The sequence below is a fragment of the Kitasatospora sp. NPDC059795 genome (assembly GCF_042732175.1).
Taxonomy (GTDB): domain Bacteria; phylum Actinomycetota; class Actinomycetes; order Streptomycetales; family Streptomycetaceae; genus Kitasatospora.
On record NZ_JBHWID010000015.1, the window covers coordinates 87,112 to 105,907 of the forward strand.

Annotated in this window: 16 protein-coding genes and 1 pseudogene; 3 read left to right on the forward strand and 14 right to left on the reverse strand. The window is 71.9% G+C overall.

From position 1 onward, the window contains the following. Positions 1-76: 76 nt before the first annotated feature. The 10 genes from ACFV4P_RS27335 to ACFV4P_RS27380 all read right to left on the reverse strand — a co-directional run bounded on the left by ACFV4P_RS27335 (position 77) and on the right by ACFV4P_RS27380 (position 10,874). Complete coding sequence (locus ACFV4P_RS27335; RefSeq protein ID WP_380475437.1) at positions 77-508, reverse strand: roadblock/LC7 domain-containing protein; 432 nt, start codon at positions 506-508, stop codon at positions 77-79. 40 nt (positions 509-548) lie between these two features. Further along, a complete protein-coding gene (locus ACFV4P_RS27340) occupies positions 549-1,637 on the reverse strand; it encodes a transcriptional regulator (RefSeq protein WP_380475439.1) in 1,089 nt (362 codons plus the stop codon). Next, entirely contained in the window at positions 1,637-2,020 is a 384-nt protein-coding gene (locus tag ACFV4P_RS27345) for a hypothetical protein (protein ID WP_380475441.1), read from the reverse strand. The genes ACFV4P_RS27340 and ACFV4P_RS27345 overlap by 1 nt, the downstream gene beginning before the upstream one ends. 179 nt (positions 2,021-2,199) lie before the next feature. Then, complete coding sequence (locus ACFV4P_RS27350) at positions 2,200-3,498, reverse strand: MFS transporter (RefSeq protein ID WP_380475443.1); 1,299 nt, start codon at positions 3,496-3,498, stop codon at positions 2,200-2,202. Then, positions 3,495-4,067: a winged helix-turn-helix domain-containing protein gene (locus ACFV4P_RS27355; protein ID WP_380475445.1), complete on the reverse strand. Its 573-nt coding sequence runs from the start codon at positions 4,065-4,067 to the stop codon at positions 3,495-3,497. The genes ACFV4P_RS27350 and ACFV4P_RS27355 overlap by 4 nt, the downstream gene beginning before the upstream one ends. Positions 4,068-4,160: 93 nt before the next feature. Then, positions 4,161-6,518, reverse strand: a complete 2,358-nt coding sequence (locus tag ACFV4P_RS27360; RefSeq protein WP_380475447.1) for an immune inhibitor A domain-containing protein — start codon at positions 6,516-6,518, stop codon at positions 4,161-4,163. A 64-nt stretch (positions 6,519-6,582) separates the two neighbouring features. After that, positions 6,583-8,670, reverse strand: a complete 2,088-nt coding sequence (locus ACFV4P_RS27365; RefSeq protein ID WP_380475448.1) for a prolyl oligopeptidase family serine peptidase — start codon at positions 8,668-8,670, stop codon at positions 6,583-6,585. Between the two features lie 137 nt (positions 8,671-8,807). Next, the gene (locus tag ACFV4P_RS27370) at positions 8,808-9,137 is read right to left on the reverse strand and encodes a helix-turn-helix transcriptional regulator (protein WP_073808563.1); all 330 of its coding nucleotides are present in this window, start codon (positions 9,135-9,137) and stop codon (positions 8,808-8,810) included. A 46-nt stretch (positions 9,138-9,183) separates the two neighbouring features. Further along, the gene (locus ACFV4P_RS27375) at positions 9,184-9,558 is read right to left on the reverse strand and encodes a hypothetical protein (RefSeq protein ID WP_380475450.1); all 375 of its coding nucleotides are present in this window, start codon (positions 9,556-9,558) and stop codon (positions 9,184-9,186) included. Positions 9,559-10,142: 584 nt separating this feature from the next. Further along, on the reverse strand, positions 10,143-10,874 hold the full coding sequence (locus ACFV4P_RS27380) for a hypothetical protein (RefSeq protein WP_380475452.1): 732 nt from the start codon (positions 10,872-10,874) through the stop codon (positions 10,143-10,145). A 312-nt stretch (positions 10,875-11,186) separates the two neighbouring features. Here ACFV4P_RS27380 and ACFV4P_RS27385 point away from each other — a divergent pair, with 312 nt between their 5' ends. Then, a complete protein-coding gene (locus ACFV4P_RS27385; protein WP_380475454.1) occupies positions 11,187-14,036 on the forward strand; it encodes a DEAD/DEAH box helicase in 2,850 nt (949 codons plus the stop codon). Positions 14,037-14,151: 115 nt separating this feature from the next. Here ACFV4P_RS27385 and ACFV4P_RS27390 read toward each other — a convergent pair whose 3' ends face one another. Continuing rightward, complete coding sequence (locus tag ACFV4P_RS27390) at positions 14,152-14,991, reverse strand: SAM-dependent methyltransferase (RefSeq protein WP_380475456.1); 840 nt, start codon at positions 14,989-14,991, stop codon at positions 14,152-14,154. A gap of 307 nt (positions 14,992-15,298) precedes the next feature. On the opposite strand from ACFV4P_RS27390, the gene ACFV4P_RS27395 reads away from it, so the two are divergent. Continuing rightward, a complete protein-coding gene (locus tag ACFV4P_RS27395) occupies positions 15,299-15,871 on the forward strand; it encodes a sigma factor-like helix-turn-helix DNA-binding protein (RefSeq protein ID WP_380475458.1) in 573 nt (190 codons plus the stop codon). Between the two features lie 2 nt (positions 15,872-15,873). Further along, on the forward strand, positions 15,874-16,695 hold the full coding sequence (locus tag ACFV4P_RS27400; protein ID WP_380475460.1) for a hypothetical protein: 822 nt from the start codon (positions 15,874-15,876) through the stop codon (positions 16,693-16,695). On the opposite strand, the pseudogene ACFV4P_RS27405 reads toward ACFV4P_RS27400, so the two are convergent. The 3 genes and pseudogenes from ACFV4P_RS27405 to ACFV4P_RS27415 form a co-directional block, all read right to left on the reverse strand. Beyond that, positions 16,658-17,067, reverse strand: a pseudogene (locus ACFV4P_RS27405) (5'-3' exonuclease H3TH domain-containing protein); the annotation flags it as partial. The gene ACFV4P_RS27400 and the pseudogene ACFV4P_RS27405 overlap by 38 nt on opposite strands. A 98-nt stretch (positions 17,068-17,165) precedes the next feature. Further along, positions 17,166-17,693, reverse strand: a complete 528-nt coding sequence (locus ACFV4P_RS27410; RefSeq protein WP_380475462.1) for a GNAT family N-acetyltransferase — start codon at positions 17,691-17,693, stop codon at positions 17,166-17,168. Continuing rightward, entirely contained in the window at positions 17,690-18,640 is a 951-nt protein-coding gene (locus ACFV4P_RS27415; RefSeq protein ID WP_380475464.1) for a hypothetical protein, read from the reverse strand. Before ACFV4P_RS27415 ends, ACFV4P_RS27410 begins: the two co-directional genes overlap by 4 nt. Positions 18,641-18,796 lie beyond the last annotated feature (156 nt).

The window sequence follows — 18,796 nt, forward strand, 5'->3', positions numbered from 1 at the left end:
GGCAAGTTGAAGGCACGTCGGATCGACGCACCCGGCTGTTGCAGAGAGTGGGACGGGCGTCGCAGGGGCGACCGGATCAGAGCGGGCCGCGGTCGAGGTCCGCGTCGGCGAGGGCCGCTATCCGCGCCCCGGCCCGGCGCGCCTCCAGGTGCAGGCGGCCGACGTTGGCCTGCGCGCCGGCCATCAGGGTGAGCACCGTGTACGAGCCGGCGGCGTACGTCGCCGTGTAACCGCGCTCGCCGCGGGTGATCAGCTCCAGAAAGGCGCCCTGCCCGGTGGCCTCCGTGAGCCGCGCGCCGACGCCGAGCGCGGCGGCGGTCAGCGCGGCCACGCTCTCCGCCTCCAGGGCACTGGTGTCGTGCGCCACCACCAGGCCGTCGACGGTGGCGACCAGCGAACCCGTCAGGTGCGGGACGCGGGACCGCAGGCCGCGCAGTTCGGCGTGCACCTCGGCTTCCGGCAGCACGGACGTCCTCCTCGCGGTCAGTTGACGGAACGTACGCTTCATGACTCGAACGGCTGCTGGCAGGGGCGGGCGGGCAGGGCGGTCACAGGGCCTCCAGAGCGGCGCGTAGACGGAGCAGCAGGCCCACCTCCGGGTCCGAGGAGTCGTGGGGGCGCGGGCCGGGCGGCGACAGCCCGGCCGGAGGCGCCGTCGGCGGCACGGCGGCCGGTGGCGGGTCGGGGAGGACGGCGGGCCGGCCGGACGCGAGCAGCCCGGCGGCGGCCAGCTGCCGGACGTCCAGCAGGGTGCCGAAGGTGGAACGGCCCAGCAGCCGGGCCAGTTCGGGCGCCGTGCGGGTGCCGTCGGCGGCGGCCAGCAGCGCCTGAAGGCGGCGGCGCGGAACGGCGGTGCGGCGGACCGGCGCGGCGCCGGTGACGGCCGGCGGGACGGAGTCGAGCTCGGCGGACGGCCAGCAGGCGTCCAGCAGGGCGCGCCGCCGGCCGACCGCGCCGCGCAGCTCCAGCACGGACAGCGGGCGGGCCAGCCGGAACGCCGGGCGGGCGACGGGGTCGAAGCGCAGCTCGCCGCCGTGCTGGGCGAGTGCGTCGAACGCGCCGTCCAAGGTCGCGGTGAGGCAGGCGAGTTCGAGTTCGGCGCGGCCGACCAGACCGGCCGTGAACAGGTGGTCGGCCGGGCTCCCGGCGTCCCGCCGCACGGCCTCCTCCCAGTCGCCGACGGTGATCCGTCCCGCGCCGTGGAGCAGATGGCCGACGCTCGCCCCGCGCGCGGACTCGGCGTGCACCACCAGGCCCTCCGCCAGGTGCACCGCGCCGTCCGGGCCGTGCAGGACGCCGGTCGCGCCCTGGGAGGCGAGTTCGGTCAGCGCCGCCTCGAAGGTGGTCGCGGGCGCGCAGCTGGAACGCCGGCGGCGTGGCAGCGGGGCGGCCTGGGTGCGCGGCCCGCGCCGCGCCGACTGCGGCTCGGGCGGGGCGAGTCGGGGAGCGGAGACCAGCAGCGGCGGCACCGCCGGCATCGGCGGGACGGGCCGCGGGACGAGGGCGCCGACGGCCGGCGCGAGCTGCGGAGGGACGGCCGGCGCGAGCTGCGCGGTGCGGGCCGGGGCGGTGAGGGGCGGCGTCGTGAGGGTCGGGGCGGTGAGGGGCGGTGCGGTGAGGGTGTCGGTGGACCACATCAGGCGAGCACCAGTCGGTCGGCGATGGCGGCGAGGCGGATCCGGGCCATGGCCAGGTTGGCGTGGTCGCGGTCCAGCCGGAGGTAGAGGAAGACGTTCGCGTCGAAGGCGGCGGGGACGAACCGGATCAGGTGGTAGTGGCCGGCCGAGGTGACGATGACGTCCTCGGCGGGCGGGGCGCCGGAGTCCGGGTCGGCGAACGACGGGGTCTGGGTGACGGCCCGGGCGAGTTCGGTGGCGTCGGCCGCCCCGACCTCGTGGTCGCCGTCGGGGCCCAGGCCGGCCGTCCCGATGGCCAGGCCGTTGGTCCAGTCGACCAGGCTGACTCCCAGGGCGCCGGTGATCCCCATGGCTTCCGCAAGGCACTCTTCGATCCCGGGCACGTACGGCGTTCCCTCCCCACCGTGCGCGGCACGGTGCGTCCCTGGCCACCGCCTTCACCTGCGGTAGTCTGACCGGGACGCAACGCTACCGGCGGGGCCCCCGGAGGGCGAGACTTTCGGCCATATCCATCGGGCATATGCCCGAATGCGCTATCGTGCCTCGCCCTTCCGAGCCGCCGTCAGACCGAATGTTCGACCGGTTCCGGCTGGTCGGGCCGCTGATTCTGCTCCACCGGCCGGTCCCGGCCGGGAAGTTCGCGCAGCCGCGGGATCGGCGAGAAAACCACCCACAGTCCGGAGGCCACCGCTCCGATCGCGGCGATCCAGAGCGCGGGCCGCAGGCCCAGGGTGGAGCCCAGCAGGCCGCCGAGCAACGAACCGAGCGGCCGCACACCGTAGTTGACGGCCTGGTAGGCGCCGAACACCCGCGAGCGCAGGTCGTCGGGGATGCACGCGGCGAAGATCGTACCGGCGGAGATGTCGAGGATCATCACGCCGATGCCGGACAGGAACTCCGCGCCGAACAGCAGCGCGGCGGCGGTGGCGGTCGAGCCGCCGGCCAGCGGGATCAGCAGCAGCGGCGCGGGGAACAGCACCAGGCCGAACAGGAACGCCGGGCCGACGCCGATCCGGGCGGCCAGCCGTCCGGTGACCGCCGCGCCGAGCAGCGTGCCGACCGCCGCGGCGGCCAGCACCGCGCCCAACAGGCCCGGGCCGAAGCCGAGTTCACGCGTCGCGTAGAGCACGAACAGCGCACCGATGACGAAGGTGAACAGGTTGACGGTCGCGGTGCCGAGCAACGAGGCCCGCATCACGGGAGAGCGGCGGATCCAGCGCAGGCCCTCGCCCGCCGAGCCGCGCCCGGCCTCGGCGGGCGGCGGCTCCGCCGGGTCGATCCGGTGCAGGAACAGCGCGGACACCAGGAAGGACAGCGCGTCGACCACCAACGCCATGGGCGCCGCCAGCAGTTGGACCAGCAGGCCGCCGAGGCCCGGGCCCGCCACGTAGGTGGCGGCGCGGCTGCCGTTGATCAGCGCGTTGCCGCGCAGGTACTGGTCGGCGGGGACGAGCGCGACGAACAGCGGCGGGTTGCAGACGTTGAAGAACACCGACAGCGAGCCGACGGTCAGCACCACGGCGTACAGCTGGACCAGCGTCAGCGCGTCCGCCGCCCAGGCCAGTGGCACCGTCAGCAGCACCGCGGCGCGCCCCAGGTCGGTGGCGATCATCACCCGGCGGCGGCGCCCGTAGCGGTCGGCCCAACTGCCCGCGTGCAGCGACAGCAGCAGGTACGGCAGGTAGCCGGCGGCGGCCAGATAGCCCATCTGCGCGGCGTCGGCGTGCAGTGCGGACACCGCGATCAGCGGGATCACCAGCAGGGTGATCTGGTCGCCCAGCGAGGAGACGGTCTGCCCGCTCCAGTAACGGCGGAAGGCCGGCTCGCGCAGCAGCGGGGGTATCAGCGGGCGGCCGGTCACGGGCGCACGTCCGTCGGGACGGCCAGTCGGATCAGCTGGACCGCGCGTGCGCCGTCCGGCCGGTCGGCCGTCCGCTCCACGTACGGCCGGGTCAACTCCTCGATGCGGGCGTTGAGTTCGGCGAGCTCCTCGGCGGTGACGCGGACCACGGTGTCGCCGAAGCCGGCCGCCTCGCGCCACTCGGGCGGGTCCTCGGCGCGGCGCGCCAGCCAGGCGGTGGCGCGGGCGAACCAGCCGTCCAGCACGGCGCGTTGCAGGGTGTCGACGGCGGCGGCCTGCTCGGGGTCGGCGGGGGAGGCGTCCCAGCTGGTGAACGCGGCGGCGGCCTGCCAGGGCTTCTCCCGGCCGCGCCCGCCGCCGGCCTCCTCCACCAGCCCGTACTTGGCGAGTTGGCGCAGGTGGAACGAGCAGCTGGCGACGGACTCGGTGCCGAGCAGCTCCGCGGCCCGGGTCGCGGTCAGCGGCCCGTGCACGCGGAGCAGGCCCACCAGAGCCATCCGGGTCGGGTGGGCGTAGGCGCGCAGGGCGCGCGGATCGGTCAGCCGAACGGTCGGCGGCGGTTCGCTCATCATGGAAAGCTATCTTTCTAAAGGATGCTTTACAAGCGAGCGGACCGGCCGCCGACCGTCACGGTCGGTGCGGGATCGACGGGATCGGCGGGATCAGGACGCCGGGCCCACCCGGACGGTGGTCAGCTTGCCGCCCTGGGTCTCGCGAACCACCTCGATCTTGGTGTTGGTGTCCGGCACCTTCACCCCGAGCTGCGGGATCGCCGGGTCGCTGTACACCCCGCTGTGGTCGTTGAACGCGGGCACCGCCGGCTCCGACGGCACCTTGGTCGCCACGCCCGCCTTGTGCAGGGTGAACGCGTCGGTCTTCTTCAGCGAGAACGTCGCGTCGTAGGGCTGCGAACGCCCGTTGGTGAGCGAGCCGTCCGCGAACCGCAGCGCCTTCGGGTGCGCGTCCACCGGCAGGATCAGCCCGCCGCCCAGGTGGTCGACGGTGTTGTTGTCGCCGTAGGAGGTGTCCCACAGCCACACCAGCACACCCTCCTGGTACGGGTAGTTGTCGATCACGTCGCTCTTGCCCGGCACGCCCGAGTACCCGAAGTTGTACGGCCCGGTCTTCAGGAACGCGCCGTAGCCGGCGTAGCGGCGGTTCTCCACCAGGTACGCCCGCGGGTGCTGCTTGACGACGTTCTTGCCGTGGACGACGGAGAACCCGACGGCCGCCCAGTCGCCCGGGCCGCCCTCCGCGCCGTCGGACAGCAGCACCGCGCCGTCCGCAGTCAGCTTCACCGCGTCCACCAGCACGCCCTTGCCGTGCGTGTTGGTGTCGGAGGTGACGTGGAAGCGCACCTGCACCTGCTTGCCCAGGAACCCGTCCAGCGGGATGTGCAGCTGCTTCCAGCCGCCCGAACTGCCGCTCAGGCCGGGGGTCTTGGCACTGGTGTCGCCGATCGGCTGCCCGTCGACGGTGCCGTGCAGCGGCGTCCAGGTGCGGCCGCCGTCGGCGGAGGCCTCGACGGTGAAGAAGTCGTAGTCCTGCTCGGTGTCCCACCAGGCGGCCGTGTCCAGGGCGGCCGAGGAGGCGGCGCCGGTCAGGTCCACGGTGCGGGCCAGCGAGGCGTCCATGTTGTCGCCGGTGTCGCTCCACCAGTGCGCGCCGCCCTCGAACGGGTCGGTCAGCGAGGTCGTGGTCGAACCCGGCGGCAGGTGCACCAGGACGGCCTGCGCCTGGTCGGTGTTGTAGCCGGACACGCCCAGGGTGTGGCTGGAGCGGGTCGCGGCCTGCGCCTCGTCGTAGTTCAGCCAGCCCATCTGCAGCTTGCTCCAGGCGTCCAGGTCGCCCGGGTACGCGCCGGTGGTGTTGCGCCCCTTGCCCAGGTACGAGCCCGAGGACATCAGCGACCAGAAGGCGACGGAGTTGTCGCCGCCGTTGGTCGAGTACAGGTCCGGCAGGCCCAGGTTGTGCCCGAACTCGTGGGAGAACAGGCCGACCCCGCTGTTCTCGCCCGCCTGCACGTAGTCGTACACGTACAGGCCGGTGTCGCCGACCGGCGCGCCGCCGATCCGGTTGCCCGCCGGGCCGGTCTGCCCGGCCGGGTCGGGGAAGGTCCAGCTGCGGTGCGCCCACAGGGCGTCGCCGCCCTGCGCGCCGCCGCCCCAGGTCTCGTCGACGCCGGCGTGCACCACGATCACGTTGTCGAGGTAGCCGTCCGGCTCGTCGAAGTTGCCGTCCTTGTCGAAGTCGTAGCGGTCCTGGACGTCGTACTGCGCCAGCTCCGCCTTGACGTCCGCCGCCGTCCGGCCCTTGGCGATCTCGCCGTCGTACCAGGCCTTGGTGGCGTCGCGGACGAACTCCTGCGCCTGGGTCCAGCCGCCGCCGCCCTGCGGGCCCTTGTTGGAGCCGTAGCGGGCCTCGTTCCACGGGAGGGTGACCCAGTCGGTGACGGTGCCCTCGATGTCGTACCGGCCCGAGGACTGGGTGCGGTAGAAGTTGCGCATCGAGTTCGCGCCCGGCGCGTCGTCGAAGAACATCTTCCGGTACGAGTCGCGGCTGAAGTCGTTCTGCCAGTAGGTGTGCGTGTCGTTCGCGCCCGGCTGCGGAATCCGGTTGTGCTGCGGGCCCGGAGTGCCGCCGTAGCGCGGCTTGCCGTCGTACAGCGTGGTGTTGTCGACCTGGTCGCCGAACTGGGCGAGGATCACGAACACCTTGTCGGTGCGCTGGTGGGCCAGCTGGACGTAATCGTTGCCGATCTTGACCTTGGCCGGGGTGGTGCCCTTGTCGCTCTTGGCGACCTTGCCCTGGTTGACCTGCGCCATGGCCTGCGCCTTCAGCGCCTGGCGGGCCCGCTCCTGCGGCGGCAGCGGCGACGGCGGGGCCTCACGGCCCTCCTCCGCCCGGTCGGCCGTCAACCGGCCTGCGGCAGCGGACGGTTCGGCGTGGGACGGGACGGCGGACAGCGCTATCGCGCCGGTGGTCAGCGCAGCCAGAAGGGCTGTGGAGACTCTGCGCAAGTGACCTGCTCCTTGGTTGAAGGGGAGGTAAAGGAATGGGCGGTAATATTTCACATGTCATGCATCATGCGGAAGGGGTTGCGCCCAACTCCCGACGGAGGAACTCCAGTTCCACCGCCGCCACCCGCTCCAGCTCGCCGTCCGGCAGCATGTGGCTCACCCCGGGCAGCGGAAGCACCGCATGCGGACGGCCCGCCCGGGTCAGCGCCTGCGACAGCAGCATCGTGTGCGACGGGTGCACGTTGTCGTCCGCCAGACCGTGGATCAGCAGCAGCGGACGGTTCAGCGCCGGAGCGTCGGCCAGCAGGCAGTCCGCCTCGTAGCCCTCCGGGTTGTCCTGCGGCAGACCCAGGTACCGCTCGGTGTACGCCGTGTCGTACAGCCGGAAGTCGGTCGGCGGCGCGCCCGCGCTCGCCGCGTGGAACACGTCCGGGCGGCGCAGCACCGCCAGCGCCGCGAAGTACCCGCCGTACGACCAGCCGCGCGCGCCCACCCGGGACAGGTCCAGGTCCGGGTGCACCGCGGCCAGCGCCTGCAGGGCCGCGACCTGGTCGTCGATCGCCACCTGCGAGAAGCGGCGGAAGATCGCCCGGGTGAACTCCGGCGACACGAACGGCGTGCCGCGGTTGTCGACGGTCACCACGGCGAAGCCCTGGTCGGCCCACCACTGCTTGAGCTGCCAGCGGCGCGGCTCGTTCGCCACCGCCTGGAAGCCCGGGCCGCCGTACACGTCCAGCAGCACCGGCAGCCGTCGGCCCGCCACGTGGCCGCGCGGGTACAGCACCGCCGTCGGCAGGCCGTGCTCGGTGACGCGCTGGAGCAACGGCTGCGGCCGGTAGGGGAGTTCGGCGGACAGGTCGGCGAACGGGACGTGCGCGCCGGTGCCGGTGTGGCGCCATTCGCGGCGGATGCCGTCGAGGTCGGCCGAGGTGAGCAGCAGCACGCCCTCGCCGTACGCGGCCACGGTGTGCACGCCCGGGTCCCCGGTGAGCCGCTGCGGGTCGCCGCCGTCCGGGTCGAGCAGGAAGACCTGCTGGTCGGCCGGGTCGCCGTCGCCGGCCTCCACCAGCAGGCCGCCCTGCCACGGGCCGAGGACGCGCCGGACCTGCAGGCTCTCGTCGGTCAGCGGCTTGCCGTCCAGCGCCAGCCCGCGCGCCGCCGGGGTGTCCGCCGAGGTCAGCACCCGTCCGTCGGACAGCCGCAGCGGGGTGCCCGGCAGCGGGTCCACCCAGAACTCGTCCTCGGTGCGCGAGAGTTCACGCGTCACGCCGGTCGCCGGGTCGGCGCTCAGCAGCAGCACCCGCTGCTGGAGGCGGTCCGCGACGGTCAGCAGGAGCTCCGCGTCGCCGTCCCACTCCGCGGCCAGCAGGTACGGGAACTCGACGTCGTCCCAGCGCAGTCGGACCTGCTCGCCGTCCAGCCGCAGCACCCAGAGCTGGACGTCCGCGTTCGGGCCGCCCGCCTGCGGGTACGCGAACGAGTCGGCCGCCCGCTCCGGGTGCGCGAGGTCGCCCAAGTGCCGCATGGGAAGCGCGGATTCGTCCACCCGGGCGGCCAGCACGGCGGCGCCGTCGGGCGACCACCAGTGGCCCCGGGAGCGGCCCAGCTCCTCCGCCGCCGCGAACTCCGCGACGCCCCAGCGGGCCCCGTCCGCCGGGCTGAGCCGGCCGCCCGGCACCAGGTGCAGCGCGTCGTCGGCGACGTACGCGACGCGGGTGCCGTCCGGGTTCGGCCGCGGGTCCCACGCGGGCCCTGCGACGGGGAGCTCGGCGCACTCGCCGGTCGCGGTGTCGCACCGGAACAGGCGGCCGTCGAGGGTGAAGACGGCGGTGGCGAGGTCGGGGGTGGCGGCGAACCAGCCGATGCCGGGCGCCCAGATCCGGACCCGCTCGCGCAGGTGGCGCTCCACCGGCGGCAGGTCGGCGACCGCGCCGGTGCGCTCGGGCGCGAGCGCCGACGGGTCGGCCACCAGGCGCTCCTGATGGGTCGTCAGGTCGTAGCTCCACAGCCGCTCGACCGGGTCGGTCGGGCCGGTGGAGCGCAGGAACAGGGCGCGGCTCGCGTCGGCGGCGAGGGTGACCGCGCGTGGGGAGCCGTAGCCGAAGCGACCGGTGGCGGCGCTCAGCGCGAGAAAGGTGTCGGTGTGGGTCACCTGCCGATGGTGGCGGCAGGAGGGGTGGTTCGGCTAGAAGTGTGACCTGTGAAATGTCACACAGCACGAATGTTCGCCCGGCGCCCATGGCGGGCCACCCGGTGCGGGCCACCCGGCGCGGGTGGCCCGTCGGGGTGTCAGCGGGCGGCGCGGAGCTCCTCCAGCAGCATGCCCTGGTCGGCGAGCAGCTCGGTGAGTATCCGGCGGGCGGTGCGCAGCAGTTCGGCGACGTCGGCGCCGGCCAGGGCGTAGACCACCGTGGAGCCCTCGCGGGTGGAGGTGACCAGGCCGGAGCGGCGCAGGATCGCCAACTGCTGGGAGAGGCTGGACGGTTCGACGTCGAGCTCGGGCAGCAGGTCGCGGACGGGCGTCGGCCCGGCCTGGAGCAGTTCGAGCACTCGGATCCGGACCGGATGGCCGAGCATCCGGAAGAACTCGGCCTTGGCCTGGTACAGCGGTACGGGCATGCTTCCTCCCCTTGTTTCCGGCGGCCCGCAGGCCGCCGCCCCGCGCTCAGACCTCCAGGGACGCCTCGATCCGCTTCAACTGGTGCCGGGCCATCGCCAGGTTGGACCGGCTGCGGTTGAGCGCGAGGTAGAGGAACAGGCCGCGCCCGCCCGTCGTGGTGAGCGGGCGGATCAGGTGGTACTGGCCGGTCAGGGTGACCAGGATGTCCTCGATGCCGTCGTCGTGGAGGTTGAGCAGCTCCATCGCCCGCATCTTGGCACGGACCAGGTCGGTGTTGGCGGCGGCGGCGACATTCAGGTCGATCTCGCCCCCGTCGCCCAGCGTCCCGAGGGCCATTCCGCTGCCGTAGTCCACCAGCGCCACGCCGATGGCGCCTTCGATGGTCATGGCTTCCTTGAGCGAGGTCTCGAGATTCGCCATCGCCTGTCCTCCTGCTGTTGCGGCCGGGTCGGTCGGCACGACTGTAGGAACCGGATCGCAGTTCGGCCGAGTGTTGAGCGAAATCGTTCGAAGCTGGACGGTTTCCGATCGAGAAGTGCCGGACCGGTGACCACATGAAGACATTTGCACATCAGGATGTGAGCACTTCGCCCGAACGCCCGCCCCGGAACGTGACGGAGCCCGGGAGCGGTATCCAGCTCCCGGGCCCCTGAGGTGCCACCCAATTGCTCTGCGCCGGCACGTTTAAGGCCGAGGGTCACTCTCACGACGTCGTGCTTTGCCATTGAAGCTACCGCGCCACGGAGAGGCGCAGGCGGGAGTCGAACCCGCATCCGACGTCACCGGCCCTCGACCGGTCGATCCGGCGCTCGGCGGCGAATGCTGAGACGTGAGCGAGAGTCTGAGTTTCACGGGGCTGCCTCTGCCGGTTGGGCCACCCCGGCGCGTGATGGTGCCGGGGGGAGGATTCGAACCTCCACCGTGTACCCCGAAGTCAGCTTCAACTTCAGTGTCAGCTTGCGCTTTTCGCGCCACCCCCGGTCTCACCCGGGGGGCTCTTGGGGCTACCCGAACAGGTAGCCGAACACGGCGTCGCCGACCCGGCGGTCGGTGACCTCCGCGGCGTTCGCCTCCTCACGGGCGAACTGCACCGCCTGCTGGAGCCTCTCCACCCGCTCCAACAGCTCGTTCACCCGCCGCGCCGGCAGCGCGCCGGAGAACTTCACGGTCGTCCAGTACCCGATCGCGACGTCCTCGTAGTACACCTCGACCTGCGCCGGGTGCTTCTCCGTCGCCTCCGCCTTCACGTGGTTGCGCGGCACCTTCTTGGTGCGGATGGTGCGCACCGCCTCGGTCTTCCACGCGTCCGAGGACGGGTCGTGCGACCAGAACTCCGCGGCGTCCAGCACCGGCAGCTTGCGGACGAACGTCCGCAGGTCGGTCAACTGCTTCTCCAGGAACAGCAGGTACGTCACGGGCACGCCGGCCACCAGCGTCCGCCCGTCCACCACCACGTCCGCCCGGGCCTCGGTGTTGGCCCAGTCCTTCGTCGCGGTGACGTCGAACAGCCGGGTGAGCGTGGCGGCGGTGGCCCGCAGCACGTCCTCCGCCTTGACCTGGACCCGCGTCGACTCGGGCGGCAACTGCTCGCCCTCCTCGTCCTTCGGCTGGTACGACCGGGAGATACCGGCCAGCAGCGCGGGCTTCTGCAAGTCCTGGTGAGCCTGCGTCAGCTCCTGGAACGACTTCGACTTGACGCCTTTTTCCACGGCGATGATCTGGTTCAACTTGGCCACGGCGAGGACGCTAACGGAACGCCCGTTCGATTTGCACCCGGTTTTCCGGACGCCCACCGCCGCGCCCTTTTCGATCACCCCCGGCAGCCGTCCGATCACGCTTCGCACCAGCGCCCGGAACCCTTTTCAGCTGCCGGAAAACTCGGCTGTTGATGTCACTCCAGACGGGTAATCTCAGGCTGAGATGCTCGATCACCACACCCCAAGCACCCGCTGCGCCCCGTCGCCCACCCGGGCCACGGCCCCGCAGCCGCAGGCGTCGCCGTCTGCGACCCCGTCCAGCCACACCCACGGGAAGAAAAGGTGACGCCAGTGCACGGCAACCCCACGCCCGAAGAGCAGCTCAGCCCCGCCGAGCGCTACGCGGCCTCCCGCGAGCGCGCCAAGGAGCAGGCAACGGCCCTCTACGGCTTCCAGCAGTTGTACGACTTCCCGCTCGACGACTTCCAGATCCGCGCCTGCGAGACGCTGGAGAGCGGCAAGGGCGTCCTGGTCGCCGCCCCCACCGGCAGCGGCAAGACCATCGTCGGCGAGTTCGCCGTCCACCTGGCACTGGCCGCCGGGCGCAAGTGCTTCTACACCACGCCCATCAAGGCGCTGTCCAACCAGAAGTACGGAGACCTGGTCAAGCGCTACGGCCAGGCCAAGGTCGGCCTGCTCACCGGCGACAACTCCGTCAACGGGGACGCCCCGATCGTCGTCATGACCACCGAGGTCCTGCGGAACATGCTGTACGCGGGCTCCAGCGCCCTCGACGGCCTCGGCTACGTGGTGATGGACGAGGTCCACTACCTCGCCGACCGCTTCCGCGGCGCCGTCTGGGAGGAGGTCATCATCCACCTCCCCGAGTCCGTGACGCTGGTGTCGCTCTCCGCGACCGTCTCCAACGCCGAGGAGTTCGGCGACTGGCTGGACACCGTCCGCGGCGGCACCGAGGTGATCGTCTCCGAGCACCGCCCCGTCCCGCTCTGGCAGCACGTGATGGCCGGCAACCGGATGTACGACCTGTTCGCCAGCCCCGACCGGGACGGCCGCCCCAAGGGCAGCCTGAAGAACCCCGCCAAGGCCGTCAACCCCGAACTGGTGCGCCTGGCCCGCTCCGAGAGCGACCGCGGCCGCGACAAGTTCGCCCGAGGCCGAGGCCGCTCGATGCCCGCCGGCCGCCCCGGCCGGGTCTGGACGCCCGGCCGCGTCGACGTCATCGACCGGCTCGACGCCGAAGGCCTGCTCCCCGCCATCACCTTCATCTTCAGCCGGGCCGGCTGCGAGGCCGCCGTCCAGCAGTGCCTCAACTCCGGCCTGCGCCTGAACCGGGACGCCGACCGCCTCAAGGTCCGCCAGTTCGTCCAGGAACGCTGCCGCGACATCCCCGACGAGGACCTCAACGTCCTCGGCTACTTCGAGTGGCTCGACGGCCTGGAGCGCGGCATCGCCGCCCACCACGCCGGCATGCTGCCCCGGTTCAAGGAAGTCGTCGAGGAACTCTTCGTCCAGGGCCTGGTCAAGGCGGTCTTCGCCACCGAGACCCTCGCCCTCGGCATCAACATGCCCGCCCGCTCGGTGGTCATGGAGAAGCTCGTCAAGTGGAACGGCGAGACCCACGCCGACATCACCCCCGGCGAATACACCCAGCTCACCGGCCGGGCCGGCCGCCGCGGCATCGACATCGAGGGCCACGCCGTGGTCCTGTGGCAGCGCGGCCTCGACCCGGAGGCGCTGGCCGGCCTGGCCGGCACCCGCACCTACCCGCTGAAGTCGTCCTTCCGACCGTCCTACAACATGGCCGTCAACCTGGTCGGCCAGTTCGGACGCCACCGCTCCCGCGAACTGCTGGAAACCTCCTTCGCACAGTTCCAGGCCGACCGCTCGGTCGTCGGCATCGCCCGCCAGGTCCAGCGCAACGAGGAAGGCCTCGACGGCTACCGCGAGTCGATGACCTGCCACCTCGGCGACTTCGACGAATACATGTCGCTGCGCCGGGAACTCAAGGACCGCGAGAACGAACTCGCCCGCGAAGGCTCCACCCAGCGCCGCGCCGCCGCCGTCGAAGCCATCGAGCAGCTCAAGCCCGGCGACATCATCCACGTCCCCACCGGCAAGTTCGCCGGCCTCGCGCTCGTCCTCGACCCCGGCCTCCCGCCGGACGTCCGCGGCCGGCACGGGCGCACCGGCCCCCGCCATCCCGACTACCAGGACGGGCCGCGGCCCGTCGTGCTGACCGCCGAACGCCAGGTCAAGCGCCTCGCGATGATCGACTTCCCGCACCCGGTCGCCGCCATGGACCGGATGCGCATCCCCAAGTCCTTCAACCCGCGCAGCCCGCAGTCCCGCCGCGACCTCGCCTCCGCCCTGCGCACCAAGGCCGGCCACCTCGAACCCGAGCGCTTCCGCAAGGGCCGCGCCGCCGCCGCCGACGACCCCGAGATCGCCCGGCTGCGCAGCGCCCTGCGCCAACACCCCTGCCACGGCTGCGACGAACGCGAGGACCACGCCCGCTGGTCCGAGCGCTACCACCGCCTCCACCGGGACACCGAACTGCTGGAACGCCGCATGCGCTCCCGCACCCACACCATCTCCCGCACCTTCGACCGGGTCTGCGGCCTGCTCACCGAGCTCGGCTACCTCAGCGGCGACACCGTCACCGCCGACGGCAAGCGCCTCGCCCGGCTCTACGGCGAACTCGACCTGCTCGCCTCCGAATGCATCCGCGAAGGCATCTGGGACGGCCTCGCCGCCGCCGAACTCGCCGCCTGCGCCTCGGCGTTGGTCTACGAGGCCCGGCAGTCCGACGACGCCACCGCCCCCCGCGTCCCCGAAGGCGGCGCCAAGGACGCGCTCGGCCGGATGGTCCGCATCTGGGGCAAGCTCGACGCCCTGGAGGAACAGCACAAGATCTCCACCGACGAGGGCGTCGGCCAGCGCGAACCCGACCTCGGCTTCGCCTGGGCCGCCTACCGCTGGGCCCTCGGCCACGACCTCGACGCGGTCCTCCGCGACGCCGACATGCCCGCCGGCGACTTCGTCCGCTGGACCAAGCAACTCATCGACGTCCTCGGCCAGATCCAGGACGCCGCCGGCGACAACCTCGAACTCCGCCGCACCGCACGCAAGGCCGTCGACGGCATGCGCCGCGGCATCATCGCGTACTCCTCCGTCGGGTAACCGCTTTCCCGCACGCGAAGGGCCCGGTCACTCTCCTTGAGCGGCCGGGCCCGATGCTGTGTCAGGTTCGGCTTCACAATCGGGCCGCAGGCATGACACGGTGGAAGTGTCGGGGTCAGGGACGGAACGCCACGGCTCCGTAGCAGGAGGCTTGGGCGTCGGTGACCGTGGTCCCGGCGGAGGCGGCGTCGGGGTGCCAGCGCGGGGTGGGCACGATGCCGGGGTCGGCCAGGTTCCAGCCGTCGAAGAAGCGGGCGAACTCGGCGCGGGCGCGGGCTTGGACGTAGGTCCCGGACTCCCGGTACACACGGACGCCGCGAGCCGCGTCCTCGGGCGCGAAGTCGGGGGTGAAGTGGGAGAGGACCAAGGCGCTCCCGGAGGTGCGGAGCCTGCGTTTGAACGTCTCGGCGATGTCGAACACGCCGTCGTCGTCCGACACGAAGTGCAGCAGGGCGTTCATGCTGAGCGCCACAGGCCGGCCCAGGTCGAGGACGCCGGTCTTCTCGACGGCGTCGAGGACATGCTCGGGGTCGCGTACGTCGGCCTGGATGTACGCGGTGCGGCCTTCGGGCGTGCTGCGCAGCAGTGCCTGTGCGTGGGTGAGCACGATCGGGTCGTTGTCCGCGTAGACCACCCGGCAGGACGGGTCGACCTGCTGGGCGATCTCGTGCAGGTTCGGCGAGGTGGGGATGCCGGTCCCGACGTCGAGGAACTGGGTGATGCCGCGGCGGGCCAGCATTCTGGTCGTCCGGTGCATGAACGCCCGGTTGGCGCGGGCGGCGATCGGCGCGTTCGGGAACACTGCGAGCGCCTGCGCCGCCGCGGCCCGGTCCGGCTCGAAGTTGGTCGTGCCGCCGAGGAAGTAGTCGTACATCCGCGCGGAGTGCGGGCGGTGGATGTCGAGCGTCACCTCGGCCCCGGGTATCTCGCCGTTTCCCTGAGTCTCGTCCGCCATCTGCTCCCCCAGTCCTCGGCGTGACCTCCTCCCACTATGCCCACACCTCCGAGCGGGCAATCAAGGTCGGAGTTCAGTCGCCACGGTTCGCCAATCCGGACCCGTTCCCATCTGATCGAATGTGAACAGAAGTTGATGGTCCATCAGCTGACTCAACGTCATTCATGTTGTCTCACAATGCAGTTATGTGATCGCCTTCACGTTTGACTATCGGATGCGCTTCTATATCGGTACAGGGGGTGACCGACCCATTACGGAAGAAGACGGCGACCCGGCAACGGAGCCGGCCGCTGGGAAGGGCCGAACAGTGAATCAGCACGAGAAGGCGCCGCAGCCCCACACCGGGGCAGCGCTGCGGCTGTCGTACACCGTGTTCTGCGACAGGCACAGCGGCGCCTGGCTCGGCCTCGCCTGCGCCATGCTTCACGACGAGGGGCGCGCCCTGCGGGTGGTCGACGAGCTGAAGCGGCAACTCCAGTTGCGGTGGGGTGCCGTGCTCGCGGAGGAGCAGCCCGCCGCCGAGGCCTACAAGTTGCTCAACACCCTGATCGCGGACGCCGTCGTCGAGGCCTTCATCGAGACCGGACGGCTGCCCCGCAGTCCGCAGGACGACCGCGCCGAGTGCATCCGTCACTTCGTCGAGCGGGCCCGGGACGAACTGGGGCACCTCGGCGGTCGCCAGGAGGTGGCCGAGGCGCTTCGGCGCCTCACCGAACGCCAGCGCGCAGTAGTGGTCCTGCGCCACCTCCTCGCGTTCGAGTACTCGATGATCGCCGAGTACCTGGACACCACCGAGACCAACGTGCGGACCACCTACCACCAGGCGGTGCGCAAGCTCCGCCGCCTGCTGGGCGTGCAGGAAACCGCGAGCAAGGAGTGAACATGGGACGCGACCGTTCGGCACCCGCACCCACCGGACAGCGGATCGGACCGACTGACGGGGGACGACGTGACCTGGCTGACCTGGCGGCCGCGTCCCGTCACGCCTGGCGCCGCCTGCTCGGTGCTCCGCGGCCGATGGTCACCGAGCACCGGCAGGCGGCCCACGAACTCGGCCTCGCCGTCTCGCTCGTCCTCACCCAGCCCCAGGCGGCCCGGTCGCTGGAGCAACTGGCCAACAGCCACCGCATCCACCCCGAGGGCGCGCTGGTCCTCGGGGCCCTGCTGCAGGCGACGGGTCACCGGGAGGCTGCGCAGTTCTGGTGGGAGTTCGCCGCGGGCGCCGGCAGTTACACGGCCGCCAGCTGTCTCAACCTGCTGCACCGTAGCCGAGGTGAGCTGGACGACGCCGACCTCTGGCGGGACCGGGCTGCGGCGATGGCCGAGGAGTCCCGCCCGGCCGCCGCCCCCGTCGCGGCTGACGGCAGCCTGCTTCCCGCCCATGTGCGAGACGAGATCATCGCTCGCTGCCACGAAGGCCTCGACATCCACCTTCCGTCGCGGATCGCCGCCGTCATCCATCAACTCCCGGTCGCCGTCGACGACGAGGACTACGGCGAGGTCCCTCAACCCGACCCCGCACTGCTGCCCAGGCTCGCCGCCGCCGGCGCCGCCCACCCCGCCCCCGACAGCGCCCGCCCAGACGAACCCATCCTCTGGTACTACCGGCACCGACATCCCTCGGGGGACACCCCCGCCGTCACCCGGAACCCGTGCGGCCGACGCGTCACCGGCGGGTCGCCAGGACCTCCAGGAGGCGGGTGAGGGAGGTGCCCAGGGCCCAGCGGGTGGCGAGGTGTTCGAGGGCCATGGGGTCGCGGGGTTCGTGGGGCAACTGGGGGTCGAAGGGGGGAGTTGGATGTCGGTGGCGACGCGGACGACGGTGGGGGCGACGTCGAGGTAGGGGGCCGCTTCGAGGAGGTTCTTGCGGCGGGCCGGGGTGAGCTTGGAGGCGGGGTCGGCGGCGGCGGCCCGGACGGCCGGCAGGTCGCCGTAGGTCTGGATCAGTTGGGTGGCGGTCTTCTCGCCGATGCCCTTGACGCCCGGCAGGCCGTCGCTGGCGTCGCCGCGCAGGGCGGCGAGATCGGCGTAGGAGGACCCGGGGACGCCGTACTTCTCCAGCAGCGCCGCGTCGTCCATGGCTCCACCAGGCAGCAGTCGTCGCATATGGAAACGAGGGCAGGTTTCCCGAGTTCGAGGTGGTGCTGGTACCGGACTCGCCGATTCGAACGCCGTCAGCGTGGGCGCATCATGGCGGTGAGCCGGGGCGAGTCGGGTGAAGGCTGCTGGCTGTTGATGGCCTGGTATCCCCAGGACGTGTACAGGGCCTGGACCTTGCCCTCTCCGGCGAGCGGATTGACCATGAGGGTGACGCGATTCTCGGCGCGGTGGGCGAGGAGTTCGTCGTGGATACGGCGGGCGGTACCGGTGCCGCGCCAGGGGATGCGGACGCCGATCTCCTTGATGACCAGCACGGGGGTGTCGGTGAAGCCGCCGGGCAACGGTTCGGTCATGCGCTTCCAGTACCGGTCGTCGGCGTCGGCGGTGTTGCCGTAGGCGTAGCCGACCGGGGCGGCGCCGTCGTAGCCGAGGATGAGTTCGAAGCCGGGCTCGGTGGCGTGCCGGTCGAGGCGCTCGGCGAATGTCTGGACGCGGTAGTTGGCCAGGTGCAGCAGGGGTGCCCGCACGTCGGCGTAGACGTCCAGCAGGTCTTGGCGGGCCTGCGCGGTGAGGTCGGTGTGGTGGCGGAGCTCGATCGTCACGCGGTGGTCCTCCTGGTGTTGTGTGCGTACTCGGCCCAGGTGCGGGCCAGGTTGCTGCCCGCGGCCAGGTCACCCAGCTTGGCGCCGAAGGCGTTCAGCATGCCGGTGATGCGGGGGTGGGCGGAGACCTCCGCCGGGACCGACATGGCGGTGGCGACGGCGGGTTCGAGGTCGCCCTGGCCGAGCTGGGCGTGGGCGAGGCGGACTGTGGTGATCGCGTGCGAGCGCTGCATGGCGCCCCGGCGAAGCGCCATGCAGCGGTGCGCGTGAGCTTCCGCTTCCTCCCAGCTGCCGGCTGAGAGGTAGGCGGCGAGGGCCAGGGAGTCGAGTTCGGCCTGGTCGTAGAAGGCTGTTATCCACAGTGGGCGGGAAGCGCCGGAGTCGGCCCGGTCAAGGGCCTCCTGCGCGTGCCCCAGGGAGCGTCGCACCGCGTTGGTGTCTCCGGTCAGGCCGTGGATGGCTGCGTGGCGGGCGTGTCCGAGGGAGGCGAACAACGGGTCGCGCCGGGCGATGGGCAGGTTGCGGGCCACGTCGTTGGCCGCGAGCGCGTCACCGGGCCGCCCGAGATGCCGGTAGAGGCTGCCTGCGTGGGACCAGATGCGGAACTGGATGGACGAGTCACCGGACATGGCTGCCAGGGAGGCAGCTTTCTGGTGGTGATGGAGAGCGGCGTCGAAGCGGCGGCCGTCGATGGCGGCCCACATCGCGCTCGACATGAAGGAGGCCGCGCCGGCGTACAGCTGAGCCCTGATCCGCTGGGTGGCGGTACCGCGCTCCTGCAGGGCGAGGGCTTCGTCGGCCAGCTGGCCCGCCCGGGTCTCGATGCTGAGGCGACCGCCGTGGCGGTGGTCGCTGGCGACGACCTCGGCGAAGCGGGCTTGCAGCTGTTGGACGTCGCCGATCCCGATCCGACGTGGTCCGGCCGCGATGCCCGTGAGTGCGGCCACGGCGGTGCCTCCGGCGGCTGCTACGAAGTCGCGTCGCCTCACGTCTTCCTCCGATGTGCTGCTTCGGGCTCGTCCTGAGGGGACGAAGCCCAGTTCCTCGGGCGGGCAGTCGAATACTGCCGTGAGCGCAAGGCGGATCTTCACTGGCGGCCAACG

What these genes read in the sequence shown, in the direction of transcription:
- ACFV4P_RS27335 (WP_380475437.1), bottom strand. Translation starts at nt 508, where the DNA reads ATGAAGCGTACGTTCCGTCAACTGACCGCGAGGAGGACGTCCGTGCTG.
- ACFV4P_RS27340 (WP_380475439.1), bottom strand. Translation starts at nt 1,637, where the DNA reads ATGTGGTCCACCGACACCCTCACCGCACCGCCCCTCACCGCCCCGACC.
- ACFV4P_RS27355 (WP_380475445.1), bottom strand. Translation starts at nt 4,067, where the DNA reads ATGAGCGAACCGCCGCCGACCGTTCGGCTGACCGATCCGCGCGCCCTG.
- ACFV4P_RS27370 (WP_073808563.1), bottom strand. Translation starts at nt 9,137, where the DNA reads ATGCCCGTACCGCTGTACCAGGCCAAGGCCGAGTTCTTCCGGATGCTC.
- ACFV4P_RS27375 (WP_380475450.1), bottom strand. Translation starts at nt 9,558, where the DNA reads ATGGCGAATCTCGAGACCTCGCTCAAGGAAGCCATGACCATCGAAGGC.
- ACFV4P_RS27390 (WP_380475456.1), bottom strand. Translation starts at nt 14,991, where the DNA reads ATGGCGGACGAGACTCAGGGAAACGGCGAGATACCCGGGGCCGAGGTG.
- ACFV4P_RS27400 (WP_380475460.1), top strand. Translation starts at nt 15,874, where the DNA reads ATGGGACGCGACCGTTCGGCACCCGCACCCACCGGACAGCGGATCGGA.